Below are 26,617 nucleotides of genomic sequence, written 5' to 3'. Positions count from 1 at the left end.
AATATAATCAAAAATACTCTGACACCATACTTTAAAAAATAAAATTTATAATCTTTTTCTATATTTACACTGGATTTATTAAGAATAATTCCCCAAATAAATTTATTTGCTTCGATATTTTTACAAATAAAAAATTCGATAAAAGAATTTACATTATTATACTTTTTATAAATAGAATAAGCACTATACCAATAAAAAAAATACCCATAAAAAACCAACCAGTATGGCTATTGATAAAATTAAACTATCCATAATGAAATATTTTATATTAAAGTTTTACCTAAAAAATAAGCTTTATTACTTAATTGTATAGAAAATAATCTATTGCGATAAACACAATATGGTGTAGTATAAAATAATGTATTGTATACTTTATCACATAAAATCTAAAATCTTTTTCTATATTTATAGAAGATTTATTAAGTCCAATTTTCCATAGAAATTTACCTGCTTTTATATTTTTGAAAAAAAGAAAATCGATAAAAGAATCAATAACCTCATATTTTTTGCAAAGATAAAACCCACAATACAAATTAAAAAATGAATAAAAAAGAAGAATTGAATCTGATATTGATTTTAAAGTCATATGATTATCTTTCCTATATTAGATTACCATGGTATATGGTTAATAACTTTGTTATTGGCTTTTCTTTGTATGAGAAAAAGGCTTGGTAATATGTCAAACCTCCTCCCAGACCAACCCCTACTTTTGCTGATGTATAAAGCTTTTGATGTCTCTTTAAAGTAGAACTGGCACATGCTCCAACCGATCCTAAGAACTTAGCTGTCCCACATATTTCACTGTAGAAGCCGTCATCTCTCTTTCCTGTTAAAGGTATAGATCTACCAGCCCCAATTTCGGCAACTGCTCCTGCTGTCAATGCAATGTTACAGATGAATTTACCTTCCCCTGCATATTCCAAACCACCATTCACACCAAACCCTAATGCTGCCGTTGTTTCTATATTTACCCCTGTAACCCATTTATCAATTTTTTGAAGTAGACTTTCACCTTCTAAACCTAAAGGGTCGGTCCACATTTGGGAGTTAGCCGAAAAAGTGTAGAAGTTTCTCCCACCATCCAACCCAATCGGATCCTGATTCACAAACCGCCCACACTCCGGCTCATAATACCTAAAGAAGTTATAATGTAGCCCTATTTCGGTATCACAATACTGATTCTGCAACCTAAACGGCTGATGGGCATTAGCAATATTGGTCTCTTCCTCTAATTTCCCCCAACCTTTATATTTCCCAAACCACAATAAATTTCCATCTAAAGGCGATATGTTTGAACCTGTTGAAGGCGGCCAACAGGCTACGTGCGCCTATTGCTGCCTAAAAGGCAGCCGGATGCCTAATAATTAGGCATCTGAGGAGTAATAAAGGGGTATTGCGGTTAGAAACAGCCGAAATCTTGTGTTTGGAGTTCGGCTGTCGGGTGAAGGGCTATTTCGCAAAGGTCTCGGCCTTTGCCGATTCTTCTGTCTAGTGCGTCGTAGCTATAAACCCAAGTCTCTTTGCTGTTATCTTTTTTAAAGATTTCCACTTTAACCAGTTGGTCGTGTAGATCGTAGAAATAGTTCTGCACTTCGCCGTCGGCCAGTTCACGATGAATCAGATTGCCTAAGTCGTCGTAGTAATAGCTGATACCGTTGTAGATTTTGAGGCGGTTGTCGGCAACCTTATCTGTTTGGTCGTCCGAAAGGATATTGTGGGTGGGGTCGAAGGCAAAGGTTTCTTGGTCGGCTTTGGTGATTCGGCCGAGTTTGTCGTATTCGAATTGTGTTACACCGCTTCTCTGGTCGCTGCTTTGGGTGAGGTTGCCGGTTTTGTCGTAGCCGTAGCGGCGTTTGACGGCGGTGAGGGTACGGGTTTTGCCCGTGCCGGTTTCGGGAAGGTCCGCTATGGCGGTTTGTTGTTTCAGCCGGCCCAGCGGGTCGAGTTCGTAGCGGCTGGTGAGCCTACCCTGGGTCCGTTCGATTTCGCGGTGCAGTTTGTCGCGTTCGATATCGCTGATGATTTCTCCATCCAGATCGATCCGGTGTAAATGCCCGCTGCCGTAGTAGAGGTAGTTGATGCTTCTGCCGTCGGGCAGTTCGGTGGCGGTACGGTTGCCGTTGGAGTCGTAGTGGTGGCGGATGTGGCGGTGTTTGTGCAGTAGGATAAGGTCGTGTTCGGGGTTGTCCCAGTCGGTGGTGGGCAGGCCGCTTTGTTAGTTTGGTTCGTCAGCGGGTAACGCCCATTAATGTTGGCCGATTAACTGGCCGTTGGTATCGTAGCCGCAAATGGTTTCTTGGGTATGGCTTTGATTGTCGTGGACAGTGGTGTGGGTTAGACGGCCTAAAAAGAATATTCTATTTATATTTGTAATTTTTTAATAAGTTTAATATTTCTTTCGATTTCTTTTTATCATGATATTCTTCTGTAGCATAATGTTTAGCATTATATCCAAACTCATTTTTTATATTTATATTGGCCTTGTTTTCTAAAAGAATCATAATAATATCTGTATTCCCATTGAGGCAAGCATTTTGGATAGGAGTAAAACTTAATTCTCCTGATTGATTAACATTTGCACCATTCTCTATTAATAAAAGAACATCTTTTTTAGCTTGAGAATTCACCGCTAAATTTAATAATGTTTCTCCCATAGAACCCAAATCATGTACAGAGGTAATGGGAGGATAAGTAAAAAAACTAGGGTAATTTTGATATTTAGAAAAAAGTTTTAGTAATGAATCATTCATTTTTTATCTCCGAATTAATCTTTGCTTTATTTAGAACATTCAGATTTTTCTTTCTCTTTCAAAGCATTCAATCTATTTTGCCAATCCTTAATTTTAATCGCATGCCTACCTGGTTGCCATTTTTTATCCCAATCCGTATAAAGTTTAATACATTTTTTGGCATGTTCAATCTGTGCACTTAAAGTTGCGCATCTAGATGCCTGCGGTGGAACTGGAGTATCACAAAATCTTTTTGCTAGTTGATATTCTTGATCACGTTTATTGGTTTTTTTGCTTTTTTTATTTATTTTATTAAATATTTGCTTTAATTGTGAATAAATTCTAAACGGGTTCAAACCTATAAGATCTATCCAATTTGTAATATTAAAAGCATAAGTATAAAAATTTGTACCTCCAAAATATTTAATCGGATCCTGATTCACAAACCGCCCGCATTCAGGCTCGTAATACCTAAAAAAGTTATAATGCAGCCCCGTTTCTTAGTCGCAATATTGGTTTTGCAACCTAAACGGCTGATGGGCATTGGTAATATTGGTTTCACTCTTTAGCTTACCCCAACCGTAATAATCGCCAAACCAAAGCAGTCTCCCGTCTTTATCCGTCATCTCCCGCGGGATGCCGATTTGGTCGCAGTGGAAATAGTTGGTTTCCTGTCGGGTTTCCCCTTCTTCATTTGTCCAGTTGCGGATTTGTGCCAAGGGCTCGTAAGAGTTTTGGTCGGTGTAGATATAGGTATACAGGCCGTCTGAACGGGTTTCCTGTATCAGGTGGCTGCCGTCCCAGATAAATCCGGTTTTCAGACAGGCATTATCTGCAGTATGCCTGTCTGAAACGTCCGCCCGCTCTTTGCCGATTCTCCTGCCCAGTGCGTCGTACGTATAAACCCAAGTCTCTTTTTCCCGTTCGGGTTTGAAGATTTCCACTTTCACCAGTTGGTCGTGCAGATCGTAGAAATAGTTCTATATTTCGCCGTCGGTCAGTTCGCGCTGGATTAGGTTGCCTAAGTCGTCATAATAATAGCTGATGCCGTTGTAGGTTTTTAAACGGTTGTCGGCAATCTTATCTTTGAGGCCGTCTGAAAGGATATTGTGGGCGGGGTCGAAGGCAAAGGTTTCTTTATCCGCTTGGGTGATTCGGCCGAGTGGGTCGTATTCGAATTGTGTGGTGCCGCTTCGTTGGTCGCTGCTTTGGGTGAGGTTGCCGGTTTTGTCGTAGCCGTAGCGGCTGGTGAGCCTACCCTGGGTCCGTTCGATTTCGCGGTGCAGTTTGTCGCGCTCGATGTCGCTGATGATTTCTCCGTCCAGATCGATCCGGTGTAAATGCCCGCTGCCGTAGTAGAGGTAGTTGATGCTTCTGCCGTCGGGCAGTTCGGTGGCGGTACGGTTGCCGTTGGAGTCGTAGTGGTGGCGGATGTGGCGGTGTTTGTGCAGTAGGATAAGGTCGTGTTCGGGGTTGTCCCAGTCGGTGGCGGGCAGGTATTCGGCTACGTCGTCCTGCGGGCGGTGCGCCCGGAAGCTTTCCTGGATGAGCCGCCCCAGGCTGTCGTAATCGAAACAGGTGATGGCGGCGGGATTGGCCGCCCGTACCAGACGGCCTTCGGCATCGTAGTGGTAGACGGTGCGTTGGACCTCGGGGCGGTCAGTTTGTGGTCGAAGCCGCTTTCGGCAGTCAATCGGCTGAGAGTATCTTTAGCTAACGACCAGAGTCCGCAACTATAGTTACAATCACTTTATTTTTCTCCCAAACTTGTAGCCCAAGTTCTTCAAACTGGTAAACTAACTGGGGAATACTATCATCTTCAACATGTAATTCATCAATCTCTCCTACAAAACTGCTTTCTGTTATTTTTTGAAACTCTTCAATACTTATCCCAATTAAATTCACATCCTTAAACCAAAGTTCTTTATAACAAAATATAGAATCAATTCTATTGTCTTTTACTGTAATGAAAAAACTTTCATCAGGAGCTTCATAGTGAACATAGCCGAACTCATCAGGTTCACTACATTTAAAATCCTTTAACAGAGATGTGTAGTGCTGAATATGATTACCAAATTTGAAGTGCCCCACCGACTTTAGAGGAAATAATTCCAATCTCATCTTTTTGCTCCTCTGCTATGTTCCTCTCCTTTGGCTTTTCTTTGTGCAGCTTTAGTAATATTTTGAATTTTTTGCTCTATTTTCTTTTTCTCCCGGCCAGTTGCTGTTTTTAATTGCTCCCTTAATCTTGCAATATCTTGTTGAGATTTTGAAATAGCTCGTCCACCATCCCCATGTTTTTCATTTTTGGAACTATCAGATGCACAGCTACCTACTTCATCGCTAGCATTTTTTCTTCTTCTAGCAAGTCCCAGGGGATCAGTCCATTCTTGAGTATTAAACGCAAACTGATAAAAATTCTCCCCACCCCACAACCCAATCGGATCCTGATTCACAAACCGACCACAATCCGGCTCATAATACCTAAAAAAGTTATAATGCAAACCCGTTTCAGTATCACAATACTGGTTCTGCAACCTAAACGGCTGATGGGCATTAGTAATATTGGTCTCTTGGTCTAATTTCCCCCAACCTTTATATTTTCCAAACCACAATAAATTCCCGTCTTTATCCGTCATCTCTCTAGGGATACCGATTTGGTCGCAGTGGAAGTAGTTCGTTTCCTGGTAGCTTTCCTTTTCTTCATTTATCCAATTGCGGATTTGCGCCAAAGGTTCGTAAGAATCTTTGTCGGTATAAATATAGGTATACAGGCCGTCTGAACGGGTTTCCTGTATCAGGTGGCTGCCGTCCCAGATAAATCCGGTTTTCAGACAGGCATTATCTGCAGTATGCCTGTCTGAAACGTCCGCCCGCTCTTTGCCGATTCTCCTGCCCAGTGCGTCGTACGTATAAACCCAAGTCTCTTTTTCCCGTTCGGGTTTGAAGATTTCCACTTTCACCAGTTGGTCGTGCAGATCGTAGAAATAGTTCTATATTTCGCCGTCGGTCAGTTCGCGCTGGATTAGGTTGCCCAGGTCGTCGTAGTAATAGCTGATGCCGTTGTAGGTTTTGAGGCGGTTGTCGGCAACCTTATCTGTTTGGCCGTCTGAAAGGATATTGTGGGCGGGGTCGAAGGCAAAGGTTTCTTTGTCGGCTTTAGTGATTCGGCCGAGTTTGTCGTATTCGAATTGTGTTACGCCGCTTCTTTGGTCTGTTGAATGGATCAGATTGCCGGTTTTGTCGTAGCCATAGCGGTGTTTGACGGCGGTATGACCCGCAGCGGTTTTGTCTTTGCCTTTGGGTTGGGTAACGGCATTTAATGCGGCGATTTATTTTTTCAGACGGCCGGATGAGTACCAAAAAAAAGCGTGCATGCCCAAAGGGCACATACCTCACGCTTTGAATAGAAATTCTATAAAAAATACAATTATTTAAATTTCCTTATATAAAAAGAAAAATCTTTTAATTTCAGAGCCAAATTGGTCAGTAAAACTTTCAAGATGGACATCCATAATTTGAATTAGGTTTAAATCCGTTAGCGTTTTTTTTATGATAGGGTAGTTTTCCAGATTAATAATAGCCTCCTTTTTAATTTGATTTTTTATATCTAATTGCTTTTCTTTTCTTGTAACACAGAAAGTTGGCATATAAAAACCAAATTCGCTTATACCTGAATCTACTTTATTTTCATCACCATGATAAACCAAACAAATAAAAAAATTAGCAAACTCTTCCGAGGTTAGTTTATTTTTTGCATATAACACCACATTGTTTAAATGTGCCAAAGCCAAATTAAATAAAAAAGTATTTAAATCCTTTCTATCTATATCTTTTGCTATTTTTTTTACTTTAGTATATCTGTTAATTAAAGGGGGTTCTTCAAATGTCTCATAATCAAAAAGAAGTTCTTCAAACTGAATGGATGAATCTTTAAAAATTTTCGCAATTTTTTTGGTTAACATTTATTTCACTTTCTGAGACCTTTGCAAAAACCCTAAAAATCCCTTAAATTCTTCACCAAAGATATTTAAGGGATTTCTCATGAGTACGTTCTTTCAGCAAACCGCCCAAGCCATGATTGCCAAACACATTGACCGCTTTCCTTTATTAAAGCTCGAACAGGTAATTGATTGGCAGCCGGTAGAGCAGTATCTGAATCGTCAGAAAACCCGTTATATCAGAGATCACCGCGGCCGTCCCGCCTATCCCTTATTGGCTATGTTTAAAGCCGTTTTACTCGGCCAATGGCACAGTCTTTCCGACCCCGAACTCGAACACAGTCTCATTACCCGTATTGATTTCAACCTGTTTTGTCATTTTGACGAGATGAATATTCCCGATCACAGTACCCTTTGCCGTTACCGCAACTGGTTAGCACAAGATAATACCTTGGCCGAACTGTTGGATTTGATTAACCGCCAACTGACTGAGAAAGGCTTAAAGGTAGAGAAGGCACAGGCTGCCGTTATTGATGCGACGATTATTCAGACGGCCGGCAGTAAACAACGTCAGTCCATAGAGGTTGATAGCGAAGGAGAGATAACCGGTCAAACCACACCGAGCAAAGATAAAGATGCCCGTTGGGTGAAGAAGAACGGTCATCATCAATTAGGCTATAAGCAGCACACCCGTACCGATGCGGAAGGTTATATTGAGAAGCTGCATATTACAGCGGCCAATGCCCACGAGTGCAAACATCTGTTGCCTTTGTTGGCAGGCATGGCCAAAGAGACTACCGTCTATGCGGATAAAGGTTACGACAGTGCAGAAAACAGAAAGCATCTGGAAGAATATAAACTGAAAGACGGCATTATGAGTAAATCCCATCGCAACCGTCCGCTGACGGAAGCGCAAACCCGCCGCAACAAACATTTATCGAAAACCCGTTATGTAGTGGAACAGAGTTTCGGTACGCTGCACCGTAAATTCCGCTATGCGCGGGCAGCCTACTTCGGGCTGGATAAAGTATCAGCACAAAGCCATCTGAAAGCGATATGTTTGAACCTGTTGAAGGCGGCCAACAGGCTACGTGCGCCTATTGCTGCCTAAAAGGCAGCCGGATGCCTATTAATTAGGCATCTGAGGAGTAATAAAGGGGATATTGCGGTCAAAAACAGCCGAAATCCTGTGTTTGGAGTTCGGCTGTCGGGTGAAGGACTATTTCGCAAAGGTCTCTGGCCGTTTTTCAGACGGCCTTTGCCGGTTCTTCTGCCTAGCGCGTCATAAGTATAAACCCAAGTCTCTTTTTCCTGTTCGGGCTTAAAGATTTCCACTTTCACCAGTTGGTCGTGCAGATCATAGAAATAGTTCTGTACTTCGCCGTCGGCCAGTTCGTGGTGAATCAGATTGCCTAAGTCGTCATAGTAATAGCTGATGCCGTTGTAGGTTTTTAAACGGTTGTCGGCAATCTTATCTTTTTGGCCGTCTGAAAGGATATTGTGGGCGGGGTCGAAGGCAAAGGTTTCTTTATCGGCTTTGGTGATTCTGCCGAGTCGGTCGTATTCGAATTTTGTTACGCCGCTTCTTTGGTCGCTGCTGTGAATGAGGTTGCCGGTTTTATCATAACCGTAGCTGCGTTTGACGGCGGTATAACCCGCAGCGGTTTGGTTTTTGCCTTTGGGTTGGGTAACGGCATTTAATTCGGCAATCTGTTTTTTCAGACGGCCTGATGATGGCTAAGAAAAGTGTACCCAAAGGGCACAACACCCTACACTTTGAATAGATAAATAGATGTTTTTATGCAGGCTACGACTTGCTTCGAAGCAGTAGGCAATGGGCTAAGTTATACTGTTGAAAAAAAAGAGTGATGGTTTTTCAGACAGCATGAAAAACATGCATATAGTTACACTCAATGGAACTAACTATACCTACGCAGATAAACCTCTTTCAATGAAAGAAATATCTTGTTCAATATTTACATAATAAATTAAGCCATATTTGTCAAAATATATTAGTAATCCATGTTTAAGATATGACCAATCTTTTAAAAGATATTCACTCTCATACAATCCTTCTCCAATCAAAGCCACCACTATACCTTTAGAATTACCTAATTTAACCCTATCTGCCAATTGAATCTTTGTTCCATCATAATAATGCATAATTATTTTATCCTCTAACGGCATTTAATGCGGCGATTTATTTTTTCAGACGGCCTGATGAGTACTAAGAAAAGCGCGCGTGCCCAAAGGGCACAGCACCTTATACTTTGAATAGATACTTTTATGCAGGCTGCGGCTAAATTTGTATTCAAGATGTTGTGAAACTCACTTTGCAACTAAGTTTTCTTACTAGGCTATTGTGTTATTTATGTTTTTTTCTTTTAAAATTATTTAGTAGTTTTACTATCATATCTTTATTTTCACTTGATGAGTTAATTGCAATTTTAATGGCATTTTCTCCAAATTCATTTTGGATATTTTTGTTAGCGCCATTATCAAGGAGTAATCTCACCATTTCTATATTTCCAAACATGCATGCATAATGTAGTGGCGTATATCCTAAATCACCCTTAATATCAATCAATGCTCCATTTTGAAGAAATATAAGAGCATCGTTTAAATAATTATTTCTAGCTGCAATATGTAAGACTGTGTCATCCATGCCTCCTACTTGATTGATATCTTCAATAGATACACCCAAAAAATCAGGATGTATTTCATATCTTTTTAAAATATTTGATAGTTCTTTTTCCATTTATAACACCTATAACTGTAAATTTATAAATTGAATATTTTAGATTTTATTTCTTATTTATTTCTTACTAGTGACACAATTTTTCTTATGCTCATTTTTTAGATTATTTAATCTGTTTTTATATTCTTGTATTTTTTGAGCATGCCTACCAGGTAGCCATTTTTTATCCCATTCTTCATAAAGATTAATACATTTTTTCGCATGTTCAATTTGATTGTGCAAAGATGCGCATTTATTTTCTCCAGTTGGCGGGGGATTGTCACAGAACTTTTTTGCTATTTCATATTCACGCTGCTTTTCTGCATCTTGTGATTTTGAATTTGCTTGTAATTTCGAGTATGCCCAGACTCCTACATCCACTGCGACTGCTGCACCAAGTGCAATTCCCCAGCCTGCCCATTTTTGAGGGACTGCATCCGTCGGCTCCAATATTCCGGCATCCGTACCCAATCCAGTTAATACTGCAGCCGTTGCACTTAATCCAAATAAATCAAACCATGTTTGAGCATTAAGCGCAAACTGGTACAAATTATTCCCCCCTCCTAGTCCAATCGGATCCTGATTCACAAACCGACCGCAATCAGGCTCATAATACCTAAAGAAGTTATAATGCAACCCTGTTTCGGTATCACAATACTGATTCTGCAACCTAAACGGCTGATGAGTATTAGAGATATTGGTCTCTTCCTCTAATTTCCCCCAACCTTTATATTTTCCAAACCACAATAAATTCCCGTCTTTATCGGTCATCTCACGCGGAATGCCGATTTGGTCGCAGTGGAAATAATTGGTTTCTTGGTGGCTTTCCCCCTCTTCGTTTGTCCAATTGCGGATTTGTGCCAAAGGTTCGTAAGAATCTTTGTCGGTATAGATATAAGTGTACAGGCCGTCTGAACGGGTTTCCTGTATTAAATGGCTGCCGTCCCAAGTGAAGTCGGTTTTATCTTCCAAGCCGTCTGAAACTTCTTGGCTGTTTTTCAGACGGCCTTTGCCGATTCTTCTGCCTAGCGCGTCGTAGCTATAAACCCAAGTCTCTTTTTCCTGTTCGGGCTTAAAGATTTCCACTTTCACCAGTTGGTCGTGCAGATCGTAGAAATAGTTCTGTACTTCGCCATCGGCCAGTTCGCGGTGAATCAGGTTGCCTAAGTCGTCATAATAATAGCTGATTCGTCATAATAATAGCTGATGCCGTTATAGGTTTTTAAACGGTTATCGGCAATCTTATCTTTGAGGCCGTCTGAAAGGATATTGTGGGCGGGGTCGAAGGCAAAGGTTTCTTTATCGGCTTGGGTGATTCGACTGAGTTGGTCGTATTCGAATTGTGTTATGCCGCTTCGTTGGTCGCTGCTTTGGGTAAGGTTGCCGGTTTTATCGTAGCCGTAACTGCGTTTGATGGCGGTATGACCCGCAGCGGTTTGGTTTTTGCCTTTGGGTTGGGTAACGGTATTTAATTCGGCGATTTGATTTTTCAGACGGCCTGATGAGTGCCAAAAAAAGCGTGCGTGCCCAAAGGGCACAACACTCTACACTTTAAATAGATATGTTTATGCAGGCTACGGCTTGCTTACCTCTTGTATAAGTATTTAATACAAGCTACGATTTACTAGTCATCTAGGACAATTTTTTCATTTTTAATCCATATCAAAGCGTGATGTAACATTTCATCTAAATTATCAATCCCACCATAGGCTACAAATTCATTGCTATCGGCTTTTATTGACACCCAATTCTTATCAGATCTCTCAAGGAAAATATTTATATTTTTTTTATTATTTTCCCCAGAAAGAGAAACTCTCCATCCTGGATTATCCAAAGTATCAATTTCAATTCCATACGAATGTTCCCAAACCCCATCACATTTTGATTTATACCAATTTTGTAGGCTTGTTAATAAATTACTCATAAAATTAATCCTTGCTTTTTAGCTAATTTCCTAGCCCAACGAATATCTTGTACTGTAGCAGGCCTAACTGTTTCATGTTTTTTTACAGGAAAGCATTCTCCAGTTTTAGGATTTTTACCTTTAGGAGATTCTTGAATATGAGGAGTAGCTATAGATTGTTGTATTTTTTTATCAAAATGTGCCCTTCCTCTTAAATCAATATGCCCTATTGTAGTAGGTGTCATAAAAGAAAGGCTATTTTGACCAATTTCATTAGCCAACTCTTCTGCCATTTGTTGAACATTTTTAGAACCACAAGAGGAACACGAACCGATTTTAGGCGTTAGTCCTAATGGGTCAATCCAAACCTGTGTATTCTCAGCAAAAATATACAGATTATCCCCACCCCACAACCCAATCGGATCCTGATTCACAAACCGTCCGCAATCCGGCTCGTAATACCTAAAGAAGTTATAATGCAAACCCGTCTCTTGGTCGCAATACTGGTTCTGCAACCTAAACGGCTGATGGGCATTAGTGATATTGGTCTCTTGGTCTAATTTCCCCCAACCTTTATATTTCCCAAACCACAATAAATTCCCGTCTTTATCCGTCATCTCTCGCGGAATGCCGATTTGGTCGCAGTGGAAGTAGTTGGTTTCCTGGTAGCTTTCCCCTTCTTCGTTTGTCCAATTACGGATTTGTGCCAAAGGTTCGTAAGAATCTTTATCGGTATAGATATAGGTGTACAGGCCGTCTGAACGGGTTTCCTGTATTAAATGGCTGCCGTCCCAAGTGAAGTCGGTTTTATCTTCCAAGCCGTCTGAAACTTCTTGGCCGTTTTTCAGACGGCCTTTGCCGGTTCTTCTGCCTAGTGCGTCGTAGCTATAAACCCAAGTCTCTTTGCTGTTATCTTTTTTGAAGATTTCCACTTTAACCAGTTGGTCGTGCAGATCGTAGAAATAGTTCTGCACTTCGCCGTCGGCCAGTTCGCGGTGAATCAGGTTGCCTAAGTCGTCGTAGTAATAGCTGATGCCGTTATAGGTTTTTAAACGGTTATCGGCAATATTGTCTTTGAGGCCGTCTGAAAGGATATTGTGGGCGGGGTCGAAGGCAAAGGTTTCTTTGCCGGCTTTGGTGATTCTGCCGAGTTGGTCGTATTCGAACTTTGTTACACCGCTTCTTTGGTCGCTGCTGTGAATGAGATTGCCGGTTTTATCATAACCGTAGCTGCGTTTGACGGCGGTATGACCGGCAGCGGTTTTGTTTTTACCTTTGCCGCTTTCCGACAAGCTGTTGAGTGCGGCAATCTGTTTTTTCAGACGGCCTAAGGGGTCGAGTTCGTAGCGGCTGGTGAGTTTGCCCTGTGTTCGTTCGATTTCGCGGTGCAGTTTGTCGCGTTCGATGTCGGTAATGGTGTCGCCGTCTAGGTTAATCTGGTGTAAATGCCCGCTGCCGTAATAAAGGTGGTTGATGCTTCTGCCGTCGGGTAGTACGGTGGCGGTGCAGTTGCCGTTGAAGTCGTAATGGTAATGGATACTTTGAGTCTGCGGCAGAAACAGCATGTCGTATTGCGGGTCGCGCCAGTCGGTGTCGGGCAGGCCGTTTCGGGTGTTTTCTTCTCGGGTCGGTACCGCCCATTGGTGTTGGCCGATAAGTTGGCCGTTGGGGTTGTAGTCGAAACAGGTAATGCTTTTTTCGTTGGCGGCGCGGACGAGGTTGCCGTTGCTGTCGTAGCCGTAAACGGTTTCTTGGCTATGACCCTGATTGTCGTGGGCGGTGGTGCGGGTCAGACGGCCTAAGATGTCGCGTTGGAATTCGGTGACTCTGAGCGCGGTTTTGTCTTTGAGGCCGTCTGAAAGCGGGGTTCTGTCTGTGCTTGGGGCGGATTGGCCGCTTAGTTGTGCCATGAGTTTGGCGGCGGTGGCGGTATCGTCGCCGTATTCGTTTTGCTGAACGAGTTCGCCGCCTTGATTGTAGTGATAGGCGGTCAGTTTGTGGTCGAAGCCGCTCTCGGCAATCAGGCGGTCGTTGTCGTCGTAGGCGAAGCGGTAGCGGGCGCCGTTTTCATTGGTGAGGGCGATCAGTCTTCTGGCTTTATCGTAGTGGTAGCCGAAGGTGTGGCCGAGGGCGTTGGTGCGTTGGGTCGGCAGTCCGTCTTGGCCGTATTCGTATGCGGTGGTGTGGCCTTCGCCGTCGGTATGGGTGGTGAGGCGGCCGGCGGTGTCGTAATGAAAGCGCTCCCTGCTGCCGTCGGGATAAACGGCGAGGGTGAGGTTTTGGTTGGGGTCGTATTGATATTCGGTATATTGGCCGAGTGCGTCGGTAATACGGGTCAGCCGCCCTTCCTGATTGTAGGCCAGCCGGGTTTCATAGCCGGAACAGTCGGTAATGAGGTCGGGCTGGTTGTAGCGGTTGTAGTGATAGCCGGTGGTGCTGCCTTTGGGATCGGTGACCGACAGCAGTAGGCCGTTGTCGGCATACTCGAAGCGGGTGATGTGCTTCATCGGGTTGGTGTGGGTGAGGAGGTTGCCGGCTTCGTCGTAGCTGTAGCTGTCGTAGTTTCCTTCGGCATCGCTTTGGCGGATAAGGCGGTAGCTGTCGTCGTAGTCGAAATGCAGAATGGCACCGTCGGGACGGGTGAGGCTTTCGATTTGGCCTTCGTTGCTGTATTGGTAGCGGGTAATGCGCCCCATCGCGTCGGTGTGGCTGAGCAGCCGGCCGAGGTGGTCGCGCTCCATCAATACTTCGCTACCGTCGGCATAGACCCGTTTGGTCAGCTCGTTGTTATAGTCGTAATGGTATTGTTCGGTACGGCCGAGAACGTCGGTGACTTCGGTATAGCCGTTGTGATAAGTGAAACGCCATTCTTCGCCCAAACTGGTGCGGTTAACCAGCACTTTGCCGGTGGGGGTGTAATGGTCGTATTCGTAGAAAGAGCTGAGGCCGGCGGCATCGGTGTGCGACACCATCAGGTTGTTGCGGTAGGTGAAGCTGCGTTTGGTGCCGCCGTCGCGGCCGATAACGCGGATTAAATCGCCGCTGCGGTTGTATTGGTAGCGCACCCATACCTCACCGCTTGGGGCATCTGCGCCCGCTGCGGGCAGTGCTTCGAGCAACGACACCGACAGCAGCCGCATTTTGGGGTCGGCTGCGTCGCCGACATTGCCGAAGGCCAGATGAAATACCCGCCCGTTGCCGTCGATAATGTATTGCGGCAGTCCGCTAACGGGATGGTAAATAAAACGCTGGTGGTTGCCGTTGGCGTCTTCTACGGCAACCAGAGGCAGTTCGGCACAATGTTCACCGTTCGGGTCGTCGTCGGAAACCGTTAACGGGGCGAAACGCAATGATACCGAACCGTCTAAAGAGGCAATCACATAATGGCCGTCGGGGTTTTTACTAAACCAAATCTGCTCGCTCTCAAACAATACCGGCTCTTCGTCGTCTTCCTCCACTTCCGGCAACGGAAACAACCGCCCCTGATCGTCGATATAGGCCAAACCCGCTGCGCTGCGTACCATACGTTGGCTGCCCGGTATGCTCCAACCTTCACCCAGCCAGCCGGTGCCGTCTTGGTCGGAATAATAGCTGCGGCTCCAGACCAGAGGCAGTATGCCCTCAAAGGCAAAATCGGTTTCGTCGGTTAAAAACTTGAGGCCGTGTATCGGGTTGACCGGGCGGCCTGCCCCTGCGGCGGCTTTACAGGAAATACAGGGTTTGGGCGGCAACCGTTTTTTGAACTTGCCGTTCATGTGAAACATATCGCCGGTGCGGATAATATAGCGCTTGCGGATTTTAACCGAAGAAGAATGCATCATCGGCCAGGCTGCTTTACCGACGGTGCGGGAAACGACACCTTTACGGATACCGGGCTGGTCGCCGTAGGTATTGGGGGCCTTACTGGCATTGTATACAAAAGCGGGTTTGCGGTTGATTTTAACGTCTTTGGCAACGGTTTTGGCACTACCCAAATCGGCAAATAAAGGGAAAGGAACGGGCGGGACGACACCGGGAACAAAACAGAAATCGGGCACCATAAAAATTACTTTGAATTTACTGCTTTTACGGGCGATTTTATTGACGGCCATAATCATCTGATTCGGAAATGGGAGGAAACCGGATTATAGCTACGCTGTCATAAAATTCATATAGAATATGATGTTGATGTATTTTTTAATGACAAACGGTATGATTTGCCCAAGAAGAGTAAGGATATTGGCTTAAATAGGTATTGGTGAAACGGCCGTCTGAAAGGATAAAGGAATTTATAAAAAGGCAGATTTATTCAGCTCCAAAATAAATGGTGTTCTTTATATAAAGTAATCAAGTACTGGTAGGTGTTATCGCTTATAATGCTGTTTTTAAAATAACGATATTTAAGGAACACAATATGACTTTTCCTGCCTGCCCGCAATGCGGCTCAGAATTCACTTATCACGACGGTATCCAGCTTGTCTGCCCTGAATGTGCTTATGAATGGCAGGAAGGCGAAGCGGCCGATAGCGAAGATATTTTGGCGGTAAAAGATGCCAATGGTACGCCGCTGGCGGATGGCGATACGGTGGTTTTGATTAAAGATTTAAAGGTAAAAGGCAGCTCGATGGTGATTAAACAGGGTACTAAAGTGAAAGGTATCCGTTTGCAGGAAGGTGATCATGATATTGCCTGCCGCATTGATGGCAGTTCGATGAATTTGAAATCGGAATTTGTGAAAAAAGCCTGATAAATATGATTGAATTTATTTAAAAAAGCCGTCTGAAAAGGTTCAGACGGCTTTTTTCTTTTGACAAATTATTTTTATCATATATAATTTATCAAATATAATATTTTTATTATATATTTAAAATGAAATATTAAAAAATTGATAAAGGGCATTTTATGAAAACTAATGTGGGCGGTATAGATAGAGTTATCCGTATTGTGGTCGGTTTGGCTTTAATTATTGCAGCCGCTACTGGTAAAGTTGGTTGGTGGGGCTGGCTGGGTGTGATTCCGTTGGCTACGGGATTGTTTTCTTATTGTTTGCTCTATACTTTATTCGGCATCAATACTTGCCCGACCGGTAAAAAATAAATCTGGAGGTTTCAGGCCGTCTGAAAGCTTTTCAGACGGTTTGGTTTTTTGTTAAACAATCATAAAAATAAAATATTTTAAATTGAGGAATTTTTATGCCTGTAGATACTATTAATGCAGTTGATGCAAAAAGAAAATTACAGCAAGGCGCGGTATTGGTGGATATCCGCCAATCGGATGAATACCGCCGCGAGCATATCGAAGGCGCGGTATTGCAGCCTTTAAATCAAATTAACGAACATGGTTTATCTGAAACCTTACAAAAGGCGGAATGTCTAATTTTTCATTGTAAATCAGGTATGCGTACCCGTAATGCGGCAGAAGTTTTGAGCCAAAAAGCGGCAGGTAAAGAGGCATTTATTTTGGAAAAAGGTCTGGATGGTTGGAAATCATCGGGACTGCCGACACAAAAAGATCATTCCCAACCTTTAGAAATGATGCGTCAGGTTCAAATTGCTGCCGGCTCGTTGGCTTTATTGGGTGCTTTATTGGGGTGGGCGGTGTCGCCGTTATTTTATTTATTGTGTGCTTTTGTCGGTGCAGGTTTGCTGACTGCGGGGTTAACCGGTTTTTGCGGGATGGCAAGGATTTTGGCATTGATGCCTTGGAACCGGCGGGTGTAATAAAAAGCATTTAAAAAATATTGTCACCGTTTGGCAGTGTTTGGTTATACAATTTGCTCACACGAAAGTTTAGATAAAGTGAATCAATATGCAGGATATGTTTGCCAAATATGATGAAGCTACTGCTTTTCTAAAGTTAATGGCTAATACAAACCGGTTGGCTGTGTTATGTAGTTTGCAAGACAGGAAATATAATGTAACCGAATTGGCCAATATGACAGGTTTGCCGCAAGCGGCTATGTCGAGCCAGCTGGCTTTATTAAGAGAAGCCGGTTTGGTGGATTGTGAAATCAGGCATAGGGAACGTTTGTATTATATTGCTGATGAACGTGTCGGCCAGACTATTAAGTTGCTGTATTCATTTTTTTGCGAAGATGATGAAGCGGACAATAAAAAATAAATTTTCTATACCAATAGGCCGTCTGAAAAAATTTTCAGACGGCCTATTTTATATCAAGCTGATTTTAACAAATTGATTATATTTAAATTATTTAAGTAATTTTTGATATCGAATATGAAAATAAAATGATAAGGGCGAGTTTTATTTGGCTTTTTGATGTGTTTTAAACTTGGCCTTGTTATGTCGGTTTATGCCTTTTAATAATGCTTGTAGACATTAGTATTTTATGATTTCTTATTAAGAAATGAATGTTAAATAAAATTGGTATTTATCAATTATTGGTTGTTTCATACAATACACACATCAACAAAGCAGGCAGCAAATTTCAAATATTGCCTGGCATATTAACTAATATAAAACACATATTAAAAGGATCTCCATCATGAAAAAAACTGTACTTACTTTCGCCGCTTTAGCTACTTTTGCCGCTTCTTTCGCTTCTGCTAAAGGCGCCCACATGCCTAAATATGACTATGCTAACGATTCAGGCCCTATCCCGGGTTTACAAGAAGTTCATTATGAGGGCATGAGACGTGCAGCTAAAAATGATGATCGTGTTAAATTTATTGCACCCCGTGGCGAAACTTCCGACGCAGTTTTCCAATACCACTACGACCATTTGGGCCGTACTGAAAGACGTAATTAATTATTAAATACTCACCTAATCAAAGGCCGTCTGAATCACTCAGACGGCCTTTGATATTTGATTTTGAATGGTTTAAACAGTGCATTGAGCTCGTGCGGCTTTTAATACTTCATCAAGCTTTTTCTCGGTAATTTCGCCTAAAACCGCTTGTTTGTAACCGCATCTCGGCGCTTCGACTACAGTAAAAGGCAGCGCGCCGACGGTATTGCCGAATGATTTCATAAAGGCACGGCTGTCCGAACCGCTATAACGCCATATCGGGTAGCTGACCGGAGTTTGTTTGAGGAAGGCTCCGATTTTGTCGGTAGAATCCAGTGCAATGCCAACCATATCGACACTGCCTTTTTTCTGCTTACGGTACCATTTTGACATAGCAGGCATTTCTTTGCGACAGGGGCCGCACCATGTCGCCCATAAATTGATAATGCGTACGGGCGCTTTTAATGAAGCGGTGCTTCTGGGGGCGGTGCTGTTCCAATTTTGCAGATCGCTTGTGGCGGCATAAGTGCCTGTGCTGAAAACAGCGGCAATGAAAAAAAGAGATAAGGCTTTCATTTTATATTCTTTCTTGTTAACCACTTCGGAAAAATAGATTTTATCGCGGTTTTACAACATCATTTTAATGGATAGATTATATTTGAAATTTGGATTTTTTATCTTTTCAGACGGCCTATATAGGGTTTTCGGGCAGTTGTAAAACCATAGATTTTTAGCATGAATGTAATTGCCTGATATGGCAAGACAAAATGTAAAGATTGGTTTACAATCAAGTAAAATATACCAACTTTCAGGAACCGCCATGTCGAAAATCGTTATACTGTACCACAACAACCGTTGTAGCAAATCGCGTGCCGCGCTTGCCTTGTTGCAGGTTCGCGGTATTAAAACCCAAGTGGTGAATTATCTTGATGTTGCTCCTACTTTTGAAGAGCTGCAAAATATTTTTACCAAACTGGGTACCGATTCGCCACGTAGTATGATGCGGGTTAAAGATTCATTATACCGCGAACTGGGATTGGATAACGCCGAATTAAGTGATGATGATTTATTAAAAGCCATTGCCGAGCATCCCACTTTGCTTGAACGCCCGATTGCCGTTATCGGCGATAAAGCCGCCGTCGGCAGGCCGTTGGAAAACATTGAAGCATTGTTGTAAAAATCCCATTATTTTTTATTTGACTAAAGCCGCTGCAAACGCCGAAATATGAGTTCCCGGATTTACCGAAGCCGAAACGGCTTGCGCTATCACCTGTTAAACGGCTTTTTATTAAGCCTGTTGCTGGTGGTGTTTACTTTCTCTTGCTGTGTGTGGCTGGTATACCGCACGGGCAATGAAACGCTGCCTGCCGATGTGCATGCCGATGCGGCGGTAGTATTGGGGGCGGCTGCGTGGGATAAACGCCCTTCACCGGTTTTTCAGGAGCGGATTAACCATGCGATTACCCTTTATCAAAGCGGACGGGTCGATAAATTGGTGTTTACCGGCGGTACCCCGAAAAAAGGGTTTATGACCGAAGCGGAAGTCGGGCGGCGTTATGCCATGAAGCAGGGCGTGCCACCGAATCGTATTTTGTTTGAGAACACCTCACGCAATACTTATGAAAATTTGTTGAATATCCGTCCGTTGCTACGTGCCAACGATATTCACACCATTATTATCGTCAGTGATCCTTATCATACCGCACGGGCTGCGGTGATTGCTAAAGATTTGGGTATGGATGCAAAAACTTCCGGTACGCCGACCAGCCGTTATACTCAAGCTCAAAAGAAAACCAAGTTTCTGCTTCAGGAAAGCTATGCTTTGTTTATTTATTATTTTGAAAGCTGGGGCAACAGCATATTGGCCTTTTTCGGATTGAAATAAATTGAGGCAACAATATATACAGGCCGTCTGAAACGGTTTCAGACGGCCTGATAACTTTATAAATACAATATTGAATATTCCGACAGGGTACGCTGTGCGTGCCTGATTTTTTTATCACAACTATAAAATGAAAGCGTTTTAATGGCTGAACAGTCTAATAAATTTTACTCACTTTTCTTTTCGGTATTTTTTCTATTCGCAGGGTTCGGTTTGTTTTTGAACTCGGCCGGTGTGGAATTATCGCAGATGGGTGTGAATAATACCGCCATCGGTATATTGAATGCCGCCTTTTTTATTGGTGCGACACTGAGCGCGGTAGTTGCACACCGTGTTGTTTCCGGTGTCGGGCATATTCGTGGTTTTAGTGTATTTGGTGCGATCTTTGCTATTGCTGCACTCGGCCACACCATGACCGATAATTTATGGGTATGGGGTGTATTGCGGGTATTGCTCGGTTTCTGTTATTACAGCCTGCTGATGATTGTGGAAAGCTGGCTGGTTGAGCGCAGTGCCGCCGTAGCGCGTGCCAAAACATTGGCGCTTTATAATGTGGTTTACTATATTTCGTTTACCGCCGGTATAGGCCTGTTGAGTTTCAAACTTTCCAGCCATGATATTTTTACACTGGCAGCCATTATGGTGATGATGGCAATGTTGCCGGTGACCATGACGGGCTCAAAAGCACCCGAGCAACCACCACGTCAACGCATCAGCCTGCCGCGCCTGTTTGCCATCGCCCCTTTGGCCTTAGTCGGCAGTTTTGTGGCCGGTTTGCTGATGAACGGTTTTTTTACTATGGCTTCGGTATTTTTATTGCAACAACAGTTTAATGTGCGCCAGATTTCGTTTTATCTGATGATTGCTATGGCACTGGGGTTTGTCGTGCAATTGCCGATTGCCCGTTTTTCCGACCATTTCGGCCGCCGTTCGGCAATTGGTATTTGTTCGGTGATTTCTGCAGTAGGTGCGGTAACCGGCATTGTATTGATGTTTATGGGCATTCAGGCTATGTGGATTCATTATGTGACCGCCGTATTTTTCGGTATCGGCCTGTTTACCCTTTATGCATTGAGTGTGGCCCGTGCCAACGACCAGATACCGCATGAAATGAGCACCGTAGAAGTGAGCCGCAGCTTATTATTTAGCTACGGTATGGGTTCGCTATTGGCACCGATTATCTTAGGTTTGACTATGGATCAGATCGGACGTTATGGGTTTTATGGCTATTTCATAGTGTTTGCATCTATCTTGGCCGTTTTCGCATGGCGCCAGCAGGCAGTACCGGAAGATCGCCGCAGTATGCATGTTAATATGCCGGCTACCGCAGCCGGCCCGGCTGTGGCCGATCTTGACCCGCGAAATGATTGTGGTGTCACCAGACCGTTTGACGAGGAAGAAGCGCAAGCGTATGCAAATCAAATCGTACAGGAACAGGAAACAGCAAAACCGGAACCTGAACCTACGGTTTGAAGTAGAAAAATGTAATAGAGGATCGGTATGATAAGCAAAGGCCGTCTGAAAAAGAAATTCAGACGGCCTTTGATGTATTTAAATCGACAGTATTTGCTTCTCATTATATTAAAGCAGAGCATTGTGCTTTTAGCTGCTTATCCATCAACAAAACAGGCCATCTGAAAGCGGTAATAAAAGCTGCTTTTGGGCAGAGCGGCGCTGTGCAGCAGGTATTTAAGCGGATGTTTTGCCCTCAGTGCTTGGACGGCTTCGCTTTTTTGGCGGCCGCTTCTTTCTGCCTGAGGGCTTTTAATTCCTTTAGATAGTCGTTCTCCGCCCGCATATAGCGCAACTCTTCAATCAGTTCCGCCTGTGTTTTTTCGTGGTCGGGTTTGTCGACGATAAAGGGGTTTTTGCGTTTGATGATCATAATGGCCTGCGGATGCTCAAGTGCGCGGATGCCGCCTTGGTTGTATGCGGCTATCCAACGGCGTAAATGGGTACGGGAAATATTAAAGTGATCGGCAGTACGCTGTTGGCTGCGTACGCGCTGATAATATTGTACGGCTTGGTATTTAAAGTCTAATGTATATTTGCTCATAAGAAAACTGCACCTTAATGGGTTGGAGGAGTGTCCAACTTTTGGGGTGCAGTTCAATTTTCAGACGGCCTGCATTATTTTATAAAAGATTATCGAATTAATTTGCCAAAATGGGCCAATACACGTATCAACTGGCAAGCATAAGACATTTCATTATCATACCAAGCAACAGTTTTCACCAATTGTTTATCGCCAACTGTAATCACTCTGGTTTGAGTGGCATCAAACATAGAGCCGGCCTCAATTCCGATCACATCGGAAGATACAATCGGATCTTCGTTATAAGCATAAACCTCACTGGCCGCTTCTTGCATGGCGGCATTGATTTCTTCAATAGTCACAGGGCGTTCTAAAACACAAACCAGTTCGGTTAAAGAGCCGGTGGCAACCGGTACACGTTGTGCGGCACCGTCAAGTTTGCCTTTCAATTCCGGAATCACCAAACCGATGGCTTTAGCCGCACCGGTTGTATTCGGCACAATATTCATAGCAGCAGCACGGGCACGGCGGAAATTACCTTTGCGGTGCGGTGCATCTAAAGTATTCTGATCGCCGGTATAAGCATGAATTGTGGTCATCAGACCTTCGACAATACCGAATTTTTTCTGTAACACATTGGCCATAGGCGCAAGGCAGTTAGTGGTGCAGGAAGCAGCGGAAATCACCGTTTCACTACCATCTAAAGTATCTTCATTCACACCGTAAACAATGGTTTTCATATCGCCGCCGGGTGCGGAAAGAATCACTTTTTTAGCACCGGCTTGAATGTGTTTTTCGGCTTTTTCTTGTTTATTAAAGAAACCGGTACATTCCAGAACTACATCAACACCCAACTCAGCCCAAGGCAGATTTTCAGGATTCGGTTCGGAAAGCACTTTGATTTCTTTGCCGTTTACCACTATAGCATTATCTTTTAATGCAGCTTCTCCCTGAAAACGGCCTTGTGTGGTGTCATATTTAAACAAATGCAACAACATATCGGCAGGTGTTAAATCATTCACAGCCACAACTTCAAAATCTTTGTGATCAATCATTTTACGCAAAACCAAGCGACCGATACGACCAAAACCGTTGATAGCAACTTTAATACTCATTTATTTGCTCCTTATTGTAAAATTTTTAAGTAGATGTACCCTTTGTATCATGAAATAAAATTACTTCCTAGTGTTATTTTTATAAAAATGTACAAAATGTGATTCAGGTTAAGTAAATAGGTTGGCTAAATTACTGAAAATAATTCTTTTAATATTATTTAAAATATAAATAGGTGATAATAATGAATGGCTGTTATTTTTGTGGATAACTCTATTTTAAATATAAAAAACAGAAGGCTATTTTACAAAAAAGGTTGTAGGCAAATATTCGTAATAAAGTAGTGTAATAAAGGATAAAGAATGAAATAAAATTTCATTTTGTGGATAAAATTAATTTATCCACATTTTTTACACAAAGGTATACAAAATAATCTTTATATTTTTAAAATAACCGATAATAGATAAAGCTCTTATCTCATAATAAGTAAATACTATTAAAAATATTATGTTGGTCGTTCTATTTTATCGTATTATCAAAATAAGCAAGAAACTAAGGACAACAATATGCTACAAAGAACACTGGCAAAATCCATTCATGTTACCGGTGTTGGCCTCCATTCCGGCGAACGTGTCGCGCTTACCCTGCATCCGGCAGCGGAAAACAGCGGCATTTCTTTCCGTCGAACCGATTTAGTGGGTGAACAAAACGATGTGATTCCGTTAACGCCTTATCTGATTAACGATACCCGCTTATCGTCAACCATCGTTACTGAGAACGGCGTTCGCGTCGGTACTATCGAACATATTATGTCTGCATTGGCTGCTTATGGTGTGGATAATGTATTAATCGAATTAAACGCACCCGAAATCCCGATTATGGACGGCTCGAGCCTGCCGTTTATTTATCTGCTGCAAGATGCCGGTATTATCGATCAAAAGGCACAAAAACGCTTTTTGAAAGTTTTAAAAACCGTAGAAATCAAAGAAACCGGAAAATGGGTACGCTTCACGCCTTATAATGGCTTTAAAGTAACCTTAACAATTGAATTCGACCATCCGGTATTCAACCGCAGCAATCCGACTTTTGAAATTGATTTTGCCGGTAAATCCTATATCGACGAAATCGCCCGTGCCCGCACATTTGGTTTTATGCAGGAAGTTGAGCTGATGCGTTCCCACAATCTTGGCTTGGGCGGCAATCTTTCCAATGCCATTGTGATCGACGATACCGATGTTTTAAACCCCGAAGGTTTGCGCTATCCGGATGAATTTGTGCGCCATAAAATTTTAGATGCCATTGGCGATTTATATATTTTAGGCCATCCGATTATCGGCGCTTTCGAAGGCTATAAATCCGGTCATGCCATTAACAATGCTTTATTACGCGCTATTTTGGCTGATGAAACTGCTTATGAATGGGTGGAATTTCCAAACGATAAAGACCTACCGGCAGCATTTCATGGTTTACCGAATGTCGCATAACTTATTCTAATAAAAAGGCCGTCTGAAATTTTCAGACAGCCTTCAATCATTCTACCAAATCATTTTAATCCCCCATCACTTTGCCTTCCCGACGCGGATCCGCCCCGCCTTCCAAGCCTTCTTGTGTGATAACGATGCCCTGTACACCTGAATTTAAATCGCGTACCTGTACCTGATAGCCCAACCTTTCCAAAGTAGGAGCCTTGGTCGCAACGGAAGTATTTTCTTCAAGTTCATAAACACCGGTGCGATTCAAAAAGTTTGGATAATAAATTGCCTGCTGGATATCCATACCCCAATCAAGATGTGCCATCAGAGTTTTAGCCACATAGCCGATAATACGGCTGCCGCCGGGGGAACCGAGCGCTAGATAAGGTTCACCATTTTTCAGAACAATAGTCGGTGACATGGAAGAACGCGGCCGTTTGCCGCCTGCCACGCTGTTGGCAATAATCCTACCTTCTTCGTCAACCGGCGTAAACGAAAAATCGGTTAATTCGTTATTCAGAAGATAACCATTGGCCATTAGGGTCGAACCAAAAGCATTTTCAATAGATGTCGTCATGGAAACCACATTACCTTCTTTATCCACAATCACCAAATGGCTGGTAGAGGGCAGCTCCAAATCATTGCTTTTGCCTGCCTGTTCCGTTCGTGAAAAACCACCCGGTGTAATATTTTTTAAAGCGCCGTAATGATCGGCAATCAAACCGGCACGCAGTTTCAAATAAGCCGGATGAAGCATTATCTTTTCGGGTACATCGGTAAATTGAGGATCGGCTACATAATAATTGCGATCAGCAAATGCCAAGCGGGAAGCATCACCCAACAATCGCCAGCTCAACATACTTTCCGGCCCCAATGCTTTCATATCGAAATTTTGTAGAATACCGAAAATTTGACCCAAAGCAATCCCGCCCGAACTCGGTGCGCCCATACCGCAAATTTCATATTCTCGATAAGGTGAACAAACCGGTGGCCGCTCGATAACCCGATAGCTTTGCAAATCACTAGGCGTCATCAAGCCAGGATTATCCTGTGCATTGCTCACCGCTTTTGCAATATTCATAGCGGGCTGGCCGCTATAAAATGGTTCGCTGCCCTTTTCAGCCAATAATTTCACTGTAGTGGCAAATTCAGGATTTTTTAAAACCATACCTTCTTCGAGTGGTTTGCCGCCGGGTAAAAAATAAGCTGCTGTTGCGGGATAACGTTGTAATTGCTCGCGGTTCTGCTCGATAGAACGTGCCATCCGCTGCGATACGGCAAAACCTTCTTGTGCCAATGCAATCGGTTTATCGAATAAGATATTCCACGGCAGTTTTCCATAGCGTTTATGCACGTCTTCCAATAGTTTGGGAATACCCGGCACCCCGACCGAACGGCCGCCGACAACCGCTTCCATAAATTGCAACGGTTTGCCTTCTTCATCTAAGAAAAGCTCAGGTGTAGCTGATTCCGGCGCGGTTTCACGCGCATCAAAAGTGGTGAGTTTTTTCTCTTTATTGTCCCAATACACCAAAAAAGCACCGCCACCCAAACCGGAAGACTGCGGCTCGGTAAGGCTTAATGTAGTCTGCATGGCAATCATGGCATCAATGGCACTACCGCCACGCTTTAAAATGTCATAGCCGGCTTCGGTTGCTAACGGATTGGCCGATGCCGCCATAAATTCCTTTGCACGTACCAATTTCTGATCGGTCAGCCCCGTACCTTGTTCCGGTGCCCGTTTTTCAACACTTTGAACGGAAATTTCAACACCCTGAGTTATAGCGTTCAAATCCGGTAAAGGTGCTGCCTGTGAGACCAAAGTTAAGGTTGCCAGCAAACCCCATAAAACTTTTATCTTCATTATTTTTCTCCCATCTGTTTTTATCTATATTTATTAAAAATATTAACTGATACCACAAAAATAATATAACTAATTGTTTAATATAAAATATTAATTCTTTACCATCCTTCAAAAAACCGCTTTTAGAAAAACAGTCTAAAAGGGATAAGCCGTCTGAAAGCTGTGGATAACTATTTTATAGTCCACAAACACTTAAAAAATGGAAAAATCATCCACATTTATCCGTAAAGAAAAAGTGGGGTTTTCCCAAACCAAAAAATATAAATAACAAATTGAA

27 protein-coding genes and 2 pseudogenes are annotated in these 26,617 nt (G+C 43.0%); 12 read left to right on the top strand and 17 right to left on the bottom strand.

Translation table 11 applies throughout. The features are described from left to right. Positions 1 to 1,016: 1,016 nt before the first annotated feature. The 4 genes and pseudogenes from D0T92_RS11870 to D0T92_RS11755 form a co-directional block, all read right to left on the bottom strand. Positions 1,017 to 2,275: pseudogene (locus D0T92_RS11870) on the bottom strand (RHS repeat domain-containing protein); the annotation flags it as partial. An 82-nt stretch (positions 2,276 to 2,357) separates the two neighbouring features. Next, positions 2,358 to 2,750 (bottom strand): ankyrin repeat domain-containing protein, encoded by a 393-nt coding sequence (locus D0T92_RS01350; protein WP_151049499.1) that lies wholly within the window; start codon positions 2,748 to 2,750, stop codon positions 2,358 to 2,360. A gap of 26 nt (positions 2,751 to 2,776) precedes the next feature. Then, positions 2,777 to 3,172: a hypothetical protein gene (locus tag D0T92_RS11760; protein WP_318527726.1), complete on the bottom strand. Its 396-nt coding sequence runs from the start codon at positions 3,170 to 3,172 to the stop codon at positions 2,777 to 2,779. Positions 3,173 to 3,229: 57 nt separating this feature from the next. Further along, entirely contained in the window at positions 3,230 to 3,679 is a 450-nt protein-coding gene (locus D0T92_RS11755) for an RHS domain-containing protein (RefSeq protein WP_318527725.1), read from the bottom strand. A 159-nt stretch (positions 3,680 to 3,838) separates the two neighbouring features. Between D0T92_RS11755 and D0T92_RS11790 the strand changes: the two genes are divergently transcribed. Then, positions 3,839 to 4,069 (top strand): hypothetical protein, encoded by a 231-nt coding sequence (locus D0T92_RS11790; RefSeq protein WP_404821657.1) that lies wholly within the window; start codon positions 3,839 to 3,841, stop codon positions 4,067 to 4,069. 373 nt (positions 4,070 to 4,442) lie between these two features. Here D0T92_RS11790 and D0T92_RS01340 read toward each other — a convergent pair whose 3' ends face one another. The 3 genes and pseudogenes from D0T92_RS01340 to D0T92_RS01330 all read right to left on the bottom strand — a co-directional run bounded on the left by D0T92_RS01340 (position 4,443) and on the right by D0T92_RS01330 (position 6,694). Next, the gene (locus D0T92_RS01340; RefSeq protein WP_151049497.1) at positions 4,443 to 4,850 is read right to left on the bottom strand and encodes a hypothetical protein; all 408 of its coding nucleotides are present in this window, start codon (positions 4,848 to 4,850) and stop codon (positions 4,443 to 4,445) included. Positions 4,851 to 5,092: 242 nt separating this feature from the next. Further along, positions 5,093 to 6,061: pseudogene (locus tag D0T92_RS11785) on the bottom strand (RHS repeat-associated core domain-containing protein); the annotation flags it as partial. A gap of 102 nt (positions 6,062 to 6,163) precedes the next feature. After that, the gene (locus D0T92_RS01330; RefSeq protein WP_151049495.1) at positions 6,164 to 6,694 is read right to left on the bottom strand and encodes an Imm15 family immunity protein; all 531 of its coding nucleotides are present in this window, start codon (positions 6,692 to 6,694) and stop codon (positions 6,164 to 6,166) included. A gap of 79 nt (positions 6,695 to 6,773) precedes the next feature. On the opposite strand from D0T92_RS01330, the gene D0T92_RS01325 reads away from it, so the two are divergent. After that, positions 6,774 to 7,781: an IS5 family transposase gene (locus tag D0T92_RS01325; protein ID WP_151049493.1), complete on the top strand. Its 1,008-nt coding sequence runs from the start codon at positions 6,774 to 6,776 to the stop codon at positions 7,779 to 7,781. 389 nt (positions 7,782 to 8,170) lie between these two features. Beyond that, entirely contained in the window at positions 8,171 to 8,371 is a 201-nt protein-coding gene (locus D0T92_RS11865) for a hypothetical protein (protein WP_449866975.1), read from the top strand. Between the two features lie 228 nt (positions 8,372 to 8,599). Here D0T92_RS11865 and D0T92_RS01315 read toward each other — a convergent pair whose 3' ends face one another. From D0T92_RS01315 to D0T92_RS01295, 6 genes are all read right to left on the bottom strand, one after another. Beyond that, positions 8,600 to 8,857, bottom strand: coding sequence for a hypothetical protein (locus D0T92_RS01315; protein ID WP_151049491.1), 258 nt, complete (start codon positions 8,855 to 8,857; stop codon positions 8,600 to 8,602). Positions 8,858 to 9,035: 178 nt separating this feature from the next. Then, positions 9,036 to 9,428 carry an ankyrin repeat domain-containing protein gene (locus D0T92_RS01310; RefSeq protein ID WP_151049489.1) on the bottom strand — a complete coding sequence of 131 codons (393 nt, stop codon included), beginning with the start codon at positions 9,426 to 9,428 and terminating at the stop codon, positions 9,036 to 9,038. 57 nt (positions 9,429 to 9,485) lie between these two features. After that, positions 9,486 to 10,499, bottom strand: a complete 1,014-nt coding sequence (locus tag D0T92_RS01305) for an RHS repeat domain-containing protein (protein WP_263641690.1) — start codon at positions 10,497 to 10,499, stop codon at positions 9,486 to 9,488. A gap of 71 nt (positions 10,500 to 10,570) precedes the next feature. Beyond that, on the bottom strand, positions 10,571 to 10,945 hold the full coding sequence (locus D0T92_RS11465) for an RHS repeat domain-containing protein (RefSeq protein WP_225315122.1): 375 nt from the start codon (positions 10,943 to 10,945) through the stop codon (positions 10,571 to 10,573). A gap of 86 nt (positions 10,946 to 11,031) precedes the next feature. Beyond that, positions 11,032 to 11,331 (bottom strand): Imm53 family immunity protein, encoded by a 300-nt coding sequence (locus D0T92_RS01300; protein WP_151049487.1) that lies wholly within the window; start codon positions 11,329 to 11,331, stop codon positions 11,032 to 11,034. After that, positions 11,328 to 15,401 (bottom strand): PAAR-like domain-containing protein, encoded by a 4,074-nt coding sequence (locus tag D0T92_RS01295; RefSeq protein ID WP_151049484.1) that lies wholly within the window; start codon positions 15,399 to 15,401, stop codon positions 11,328 to 11,330. The genes D0T92_RS01300 and D0T92_RS01295 overlap by 4 nt, the downstream gene beginning before the upstream one ends. A 302-nt stretch (positions 15,402 to 15,703) precedes the next feature. Here D0T92_RS01295 and D0T92_RS01290 point away from each other — a divergent pair, with 302 nt between their 5' ends. From D0T92_RS01290 to D0T92_RS01270, 5 genes are all read left to right on the top strand, one after another. Next, a complete protein-coding gene (locus D0T92_RS01290) occupies positions 15,704 to 16,036 on the top strand; it encodes a zinc ribbon domain-containing protein YjdM (RefSeq protein WP_151049482.1) in 333 nt (110 codons plus the stop codon). Positions 16,037 to 16,191: 155 nt separating this feature from the next. After that, a complete protein-coding gene (locus tag D0T92_RS01285; RefSeq protein ID WP_151049480.1) occupies positions 16,192 to 16,386 on the top strand; it encodes a YgaP family membrane protein in 195 nt (64 codons plus the stop codon). 95 nt (positions 16,387 to 16,481) lie between these two features. Then, positions 16,482 to 17,009 (top strand): rhodanese family protein, encoded by a 528-nt coding sequence (locus tag D0T92_RS01280; protein ID WP_151049478.1) that lies wholly within the window; start codon positions 16,482 to 16,484, stop codon positions 17,007 to 17,009. 88 nt (positions 17,010 to 17,097) lie between these two features. Continuing rightward, complete coding sequence (locus D0T92_RS01275) at positions 17,098 to 17,409, top strand: ArsR/SmtB family transcription factor (RefSeq protein WP_151049476.1); 312 nt, start codon at positions 17,098 to 17,100, stop codon at positions 17,407 to 17,409. A 382-nt stretch (positions 17,410 to 17,791) separates the two neighbouring features. Further along, a complete protein-coding gene (locus D0T92_RS01270) occupies positions 17,792 to 18,055 on the top strand; it encodes a hypothetical protein (RefSeq protein WP_151049474.1) in 264 nt (87 codons plus the stop codon). Positions 18,056 to 18,127: 72 nt separating this feature from the next. On the opposite strand, the gene D0T92_RS01265 is transcribed toward D0T92_RS01270, so the two are convergent. Next, positions 18,128 to 18,610 carry a TlpA disulfide reductase family protein gene (locus tag D0T92_RS01265; protein WP_151049472.1) on the bottom strand — a complete coding sequence of 161 codons (483 nt, stop codon included), beginning with the start codon at positions 18,608 to 18,610 and terminating at the stop codon, positions 18,128 to 18,130. 244 nt (positions 18,611 to 18,854) lie between these two features. Between D0T92_RS01265 and arsC the strand changes: the two genes are divergently transcribed. The 3 genes from arsC (at position 18,855) to D0T92_RS01250 (ending at position 21,389) form a co-directional block, all read left to right on the top strand. After that, positions 18,855 to 19,211 (top strand): arsenate reductase (glutaredoxin), encoded by a 357-nt coding sequence (gene arsC / locus D0T92_RS01260; protein ID WP_151049470.1) that lies wholly within the window; start codon positions 18,855 to 18,857, stop codon positions 19,209 to 19,211. A 48-nt stretch (positions 19,212 to 19,259) separates the two neighbouring features. Beyond that, the gene (locus D0T92_RS01255) at positions 19,260 to 19,919 is read left to right on the top strand and encodes a YdcF family protein (protein ID WP_151049468.1); all 660 of its coding nucleotides are present in this window, start codon (positions 19,260 to 19,262) and stop codon (positions 19,917 to 19,919) included. 141 nt (positions 19,920 to 20,060) lie between these two features. Beyond that, a complete protein-coding gene (locus tag D0T92_RS01250) occupies positions 20,061 to 21,389 on the top strand; it encodes an MFS transporter (RefSeq protein WP_151049466.1) in 1,329 nt (442 codons plus the stop codon). Between the two features lie 235 nt (positions 21,390 to 21,624). Here D0T92_RS01250 and D0T92_RS01245 read toward each other — a convergent pair whose 3' ends face one another. Both D0T92_RS01245 and gap read right to left on the bottom strand, forming a co-directional pair. Beyond that, positions 21,625 to 21,972 (bottom strand): helix-turn-helix domain-containing protein, encoded by a 348-nt coding sequence (locus tag D0T92_RS01245; RefSeq protein WP_151049464.1) that lies wholly within the window; start codon positions 21,970 to 21,972, stop codon positions 21,625 to 21,627. 89 nt (positions 21,973 to 22,061) lie between these two features. Further along, a complete protein-coding gene (gene gap / locus D0T92_RS01240) occupies positions 22,062 to 23,066 on the bottom strand; it encodes a type I glyceraldehyde-3-phosphate dehydrogenase (protein WP_151049462.1) in 1,005 nt (334 codons plus the stop codon). A 504-nt stretch (positions 23,067 to 23,570) separates the two neighbouring features. On the opposite strand from gap, the gene lpxC reads away from it, so the two are divergent. After that, a complete protein-coding gene (gene lpxC / locus D0T92_RS01235; protein ID WP_151049460.1) occupies positions 23,571 to 24,488 on the top strand; it encodes a UDP-3-O-acyl-N-acetylglucosamine deacetylase in 918 nt (305 codons plus the stop codon). A gap of 64 nt (positions 24,489 to 24,552) precedes the next feature. Here lpxC and ggt read toward each other — a convergent pair whose 3' ends face one another. Further along, positions 24,553 to 26,340, bottom strand: coding sequence for a gamma-glutamyltransferase (gene ggt / locus D0T92_RS01230; protein ID WP_151049458.1), 1,788 nt, complete (start codon positions 26,338 to 26,340; stop codon positions 24,553 to 24,555). Positions 26,341 to 26,617 lie beyond the last annotated feature (277 nt).

The sequence above is a fragment of the Neisseria zalophi genome (assembly GCF_008807015.1).
Classification (GTDB): domain Bacteria; phylum Pseudomonadota; class Gammaproteobacteria; order Burkholderiales; family Neisseriaceae; genus Neisseria; species Neisseria zalophi.
Note: the sequence above shows the minus strand (reverse complement) of the source record. Positions and strands in the feature narration are given on the sequence as shown.

Bases quoted from the DNA above. Each gene is read 5' to 3' on its own strand.
- D0T92_RS01350 (WP_151049499.1), bottom strand. From the start codon at position 2,750: ATGAATGATTCATTACTAAAACTTTTTTCTAAATATCAAAATTACCCT.
- D0T92_RS01340 (WP_151049497.1), bottom strand. From the start codon at position 4,850: ATGAGATTGGAATTATTTCCTCTAAAGTCGGTGGGGCACTTCAAATTT.
- D0T92_RS01330 (WP_151049495.1), bottom strand. From the start codon at position 6,694: ATGTTAACCAAAAAAATTGCGAAAATTTTTAAAGATTCATCCATTCAG.
- D0T92_RS01325 (WP_151049493.1), top strand. From the start codon at position 6,774: ATGAGTACGTTCTTTCAGCAAACCGCCCAAGCCATGATTGCCAAACAC.
- D0T92_RS01315 (WP_151049491.1), bottom strand. From the start codon at position 8,857: ATGCCGTTAGAGGATAAAATAATTATGCATTATTATGATGGAACAAAG.
- D0T92_RS01310 (WP_151049489.1), bottom strand. From the start codon at position 9,428: ATGGAAAAAGAACTATCAAATATTTTAAAAAGATATGAAATACATCCT.
- D0T92_RS01300 (WP_151049487.1), bottom strand. From the start codon at position 11,331: ATGAGTAATTTATTAACAAGCCTACAAAATTGGTATAAATCAAAATGT.
- D0T92_RS01295 (WP_151049484.1), bottom strand. From the start codon at position 15,401: ATGGCCGTCAATAAAATCGCCCGTAAAAGCAGTAAATTCAAAGTAATT.
- D0T92_RS01290 (WP_151049482.1), top strand. From the start codon at position 15,704: ATGACTTTTCCTGCCTGCCCGCAATGCGGCTCAGAATTCACTTATCAC.
- D0T92_RS01285 (WP_151049480.1), top strand. From the start codon at position 16,192: ATGAAAACTAATGTGGGCGGTATAGATAGAGTTATCCGTATTGTGGTC.
- D0T92_RS01280 (WP_151049478.1), top strand. From the start codon at position 16,482: ATGCCTGTAGATACTATTAATGCAGTTGATGCAAAAAGAAAATTACAG.
- D0T92_RS01275 (WP_151049476.1), top strand. From the start codon at position 17,098: ATGCAGGATATGTTTGCCAAATATGATGAAGCTACTGCTTTTCTAAAG.
- D0T92_RS01270 (WP_151049474.1), top strand. From the start codon at position 17,792: ATGAAAAAAACTGTACTTACTTTCGCCGCTTTAGCTACTTTTGCCGCT.
- D0T92_RS01265 (WP_151049472.1), bottom strand. From the start codon at position 18,610: ATGAAAGCCTTATCTCTTTTTTTCATTGCCGCTGTTTTCAGCACAGGC.
- arsC (WP_151049470.1), top strand. From the start codon at position 18,855: ATGTCGAAAATCGTTATACTGTACCACAACAACCGTTGTAGCAAATCG.
- D0T92_RS01255 (WP_151049468.1), top strand. From the start codon at position 19,260: ATGAGTTCCCGGATTTACCGAAGCCGAAACGGCTTGCGCTATCACCTG.
- D0T92_RS01250 (WP_151049466.1), top strand. From the start codon at position 20,061: ATGGCTGAACAGTCTAATAAATTTTACTCACTTTTCTTTTCGGTATTT.
- D0T92_RS01245 (WP_151049464.1), bottom strand. From the start codon at position 21,972: ATGAGCAAATATACATTAGACTTTAAATACCAAGCCGTACAATATTAT.
- gap (WP_151049462.1), bottom strand. From the start codon at position 23,066: ATGAGTATTAAAGTTGCTATCAACGGTTTTGGTCGTATCGGTCGCTTG.
- lpxC (WP_151049460.1), top strand. From the start codon at position 23,571: ATGCTACAAAGAACACTGGCAAAATCCATTCATGTTACCGGTGTTGGC.
- ggt (WP_151049458.1), bottom strand. From the start codon at position 26,340: ATGAAGATAAAAGTTTTATGGGGTTTGCTGGCAACCTTAACTTTGGTC.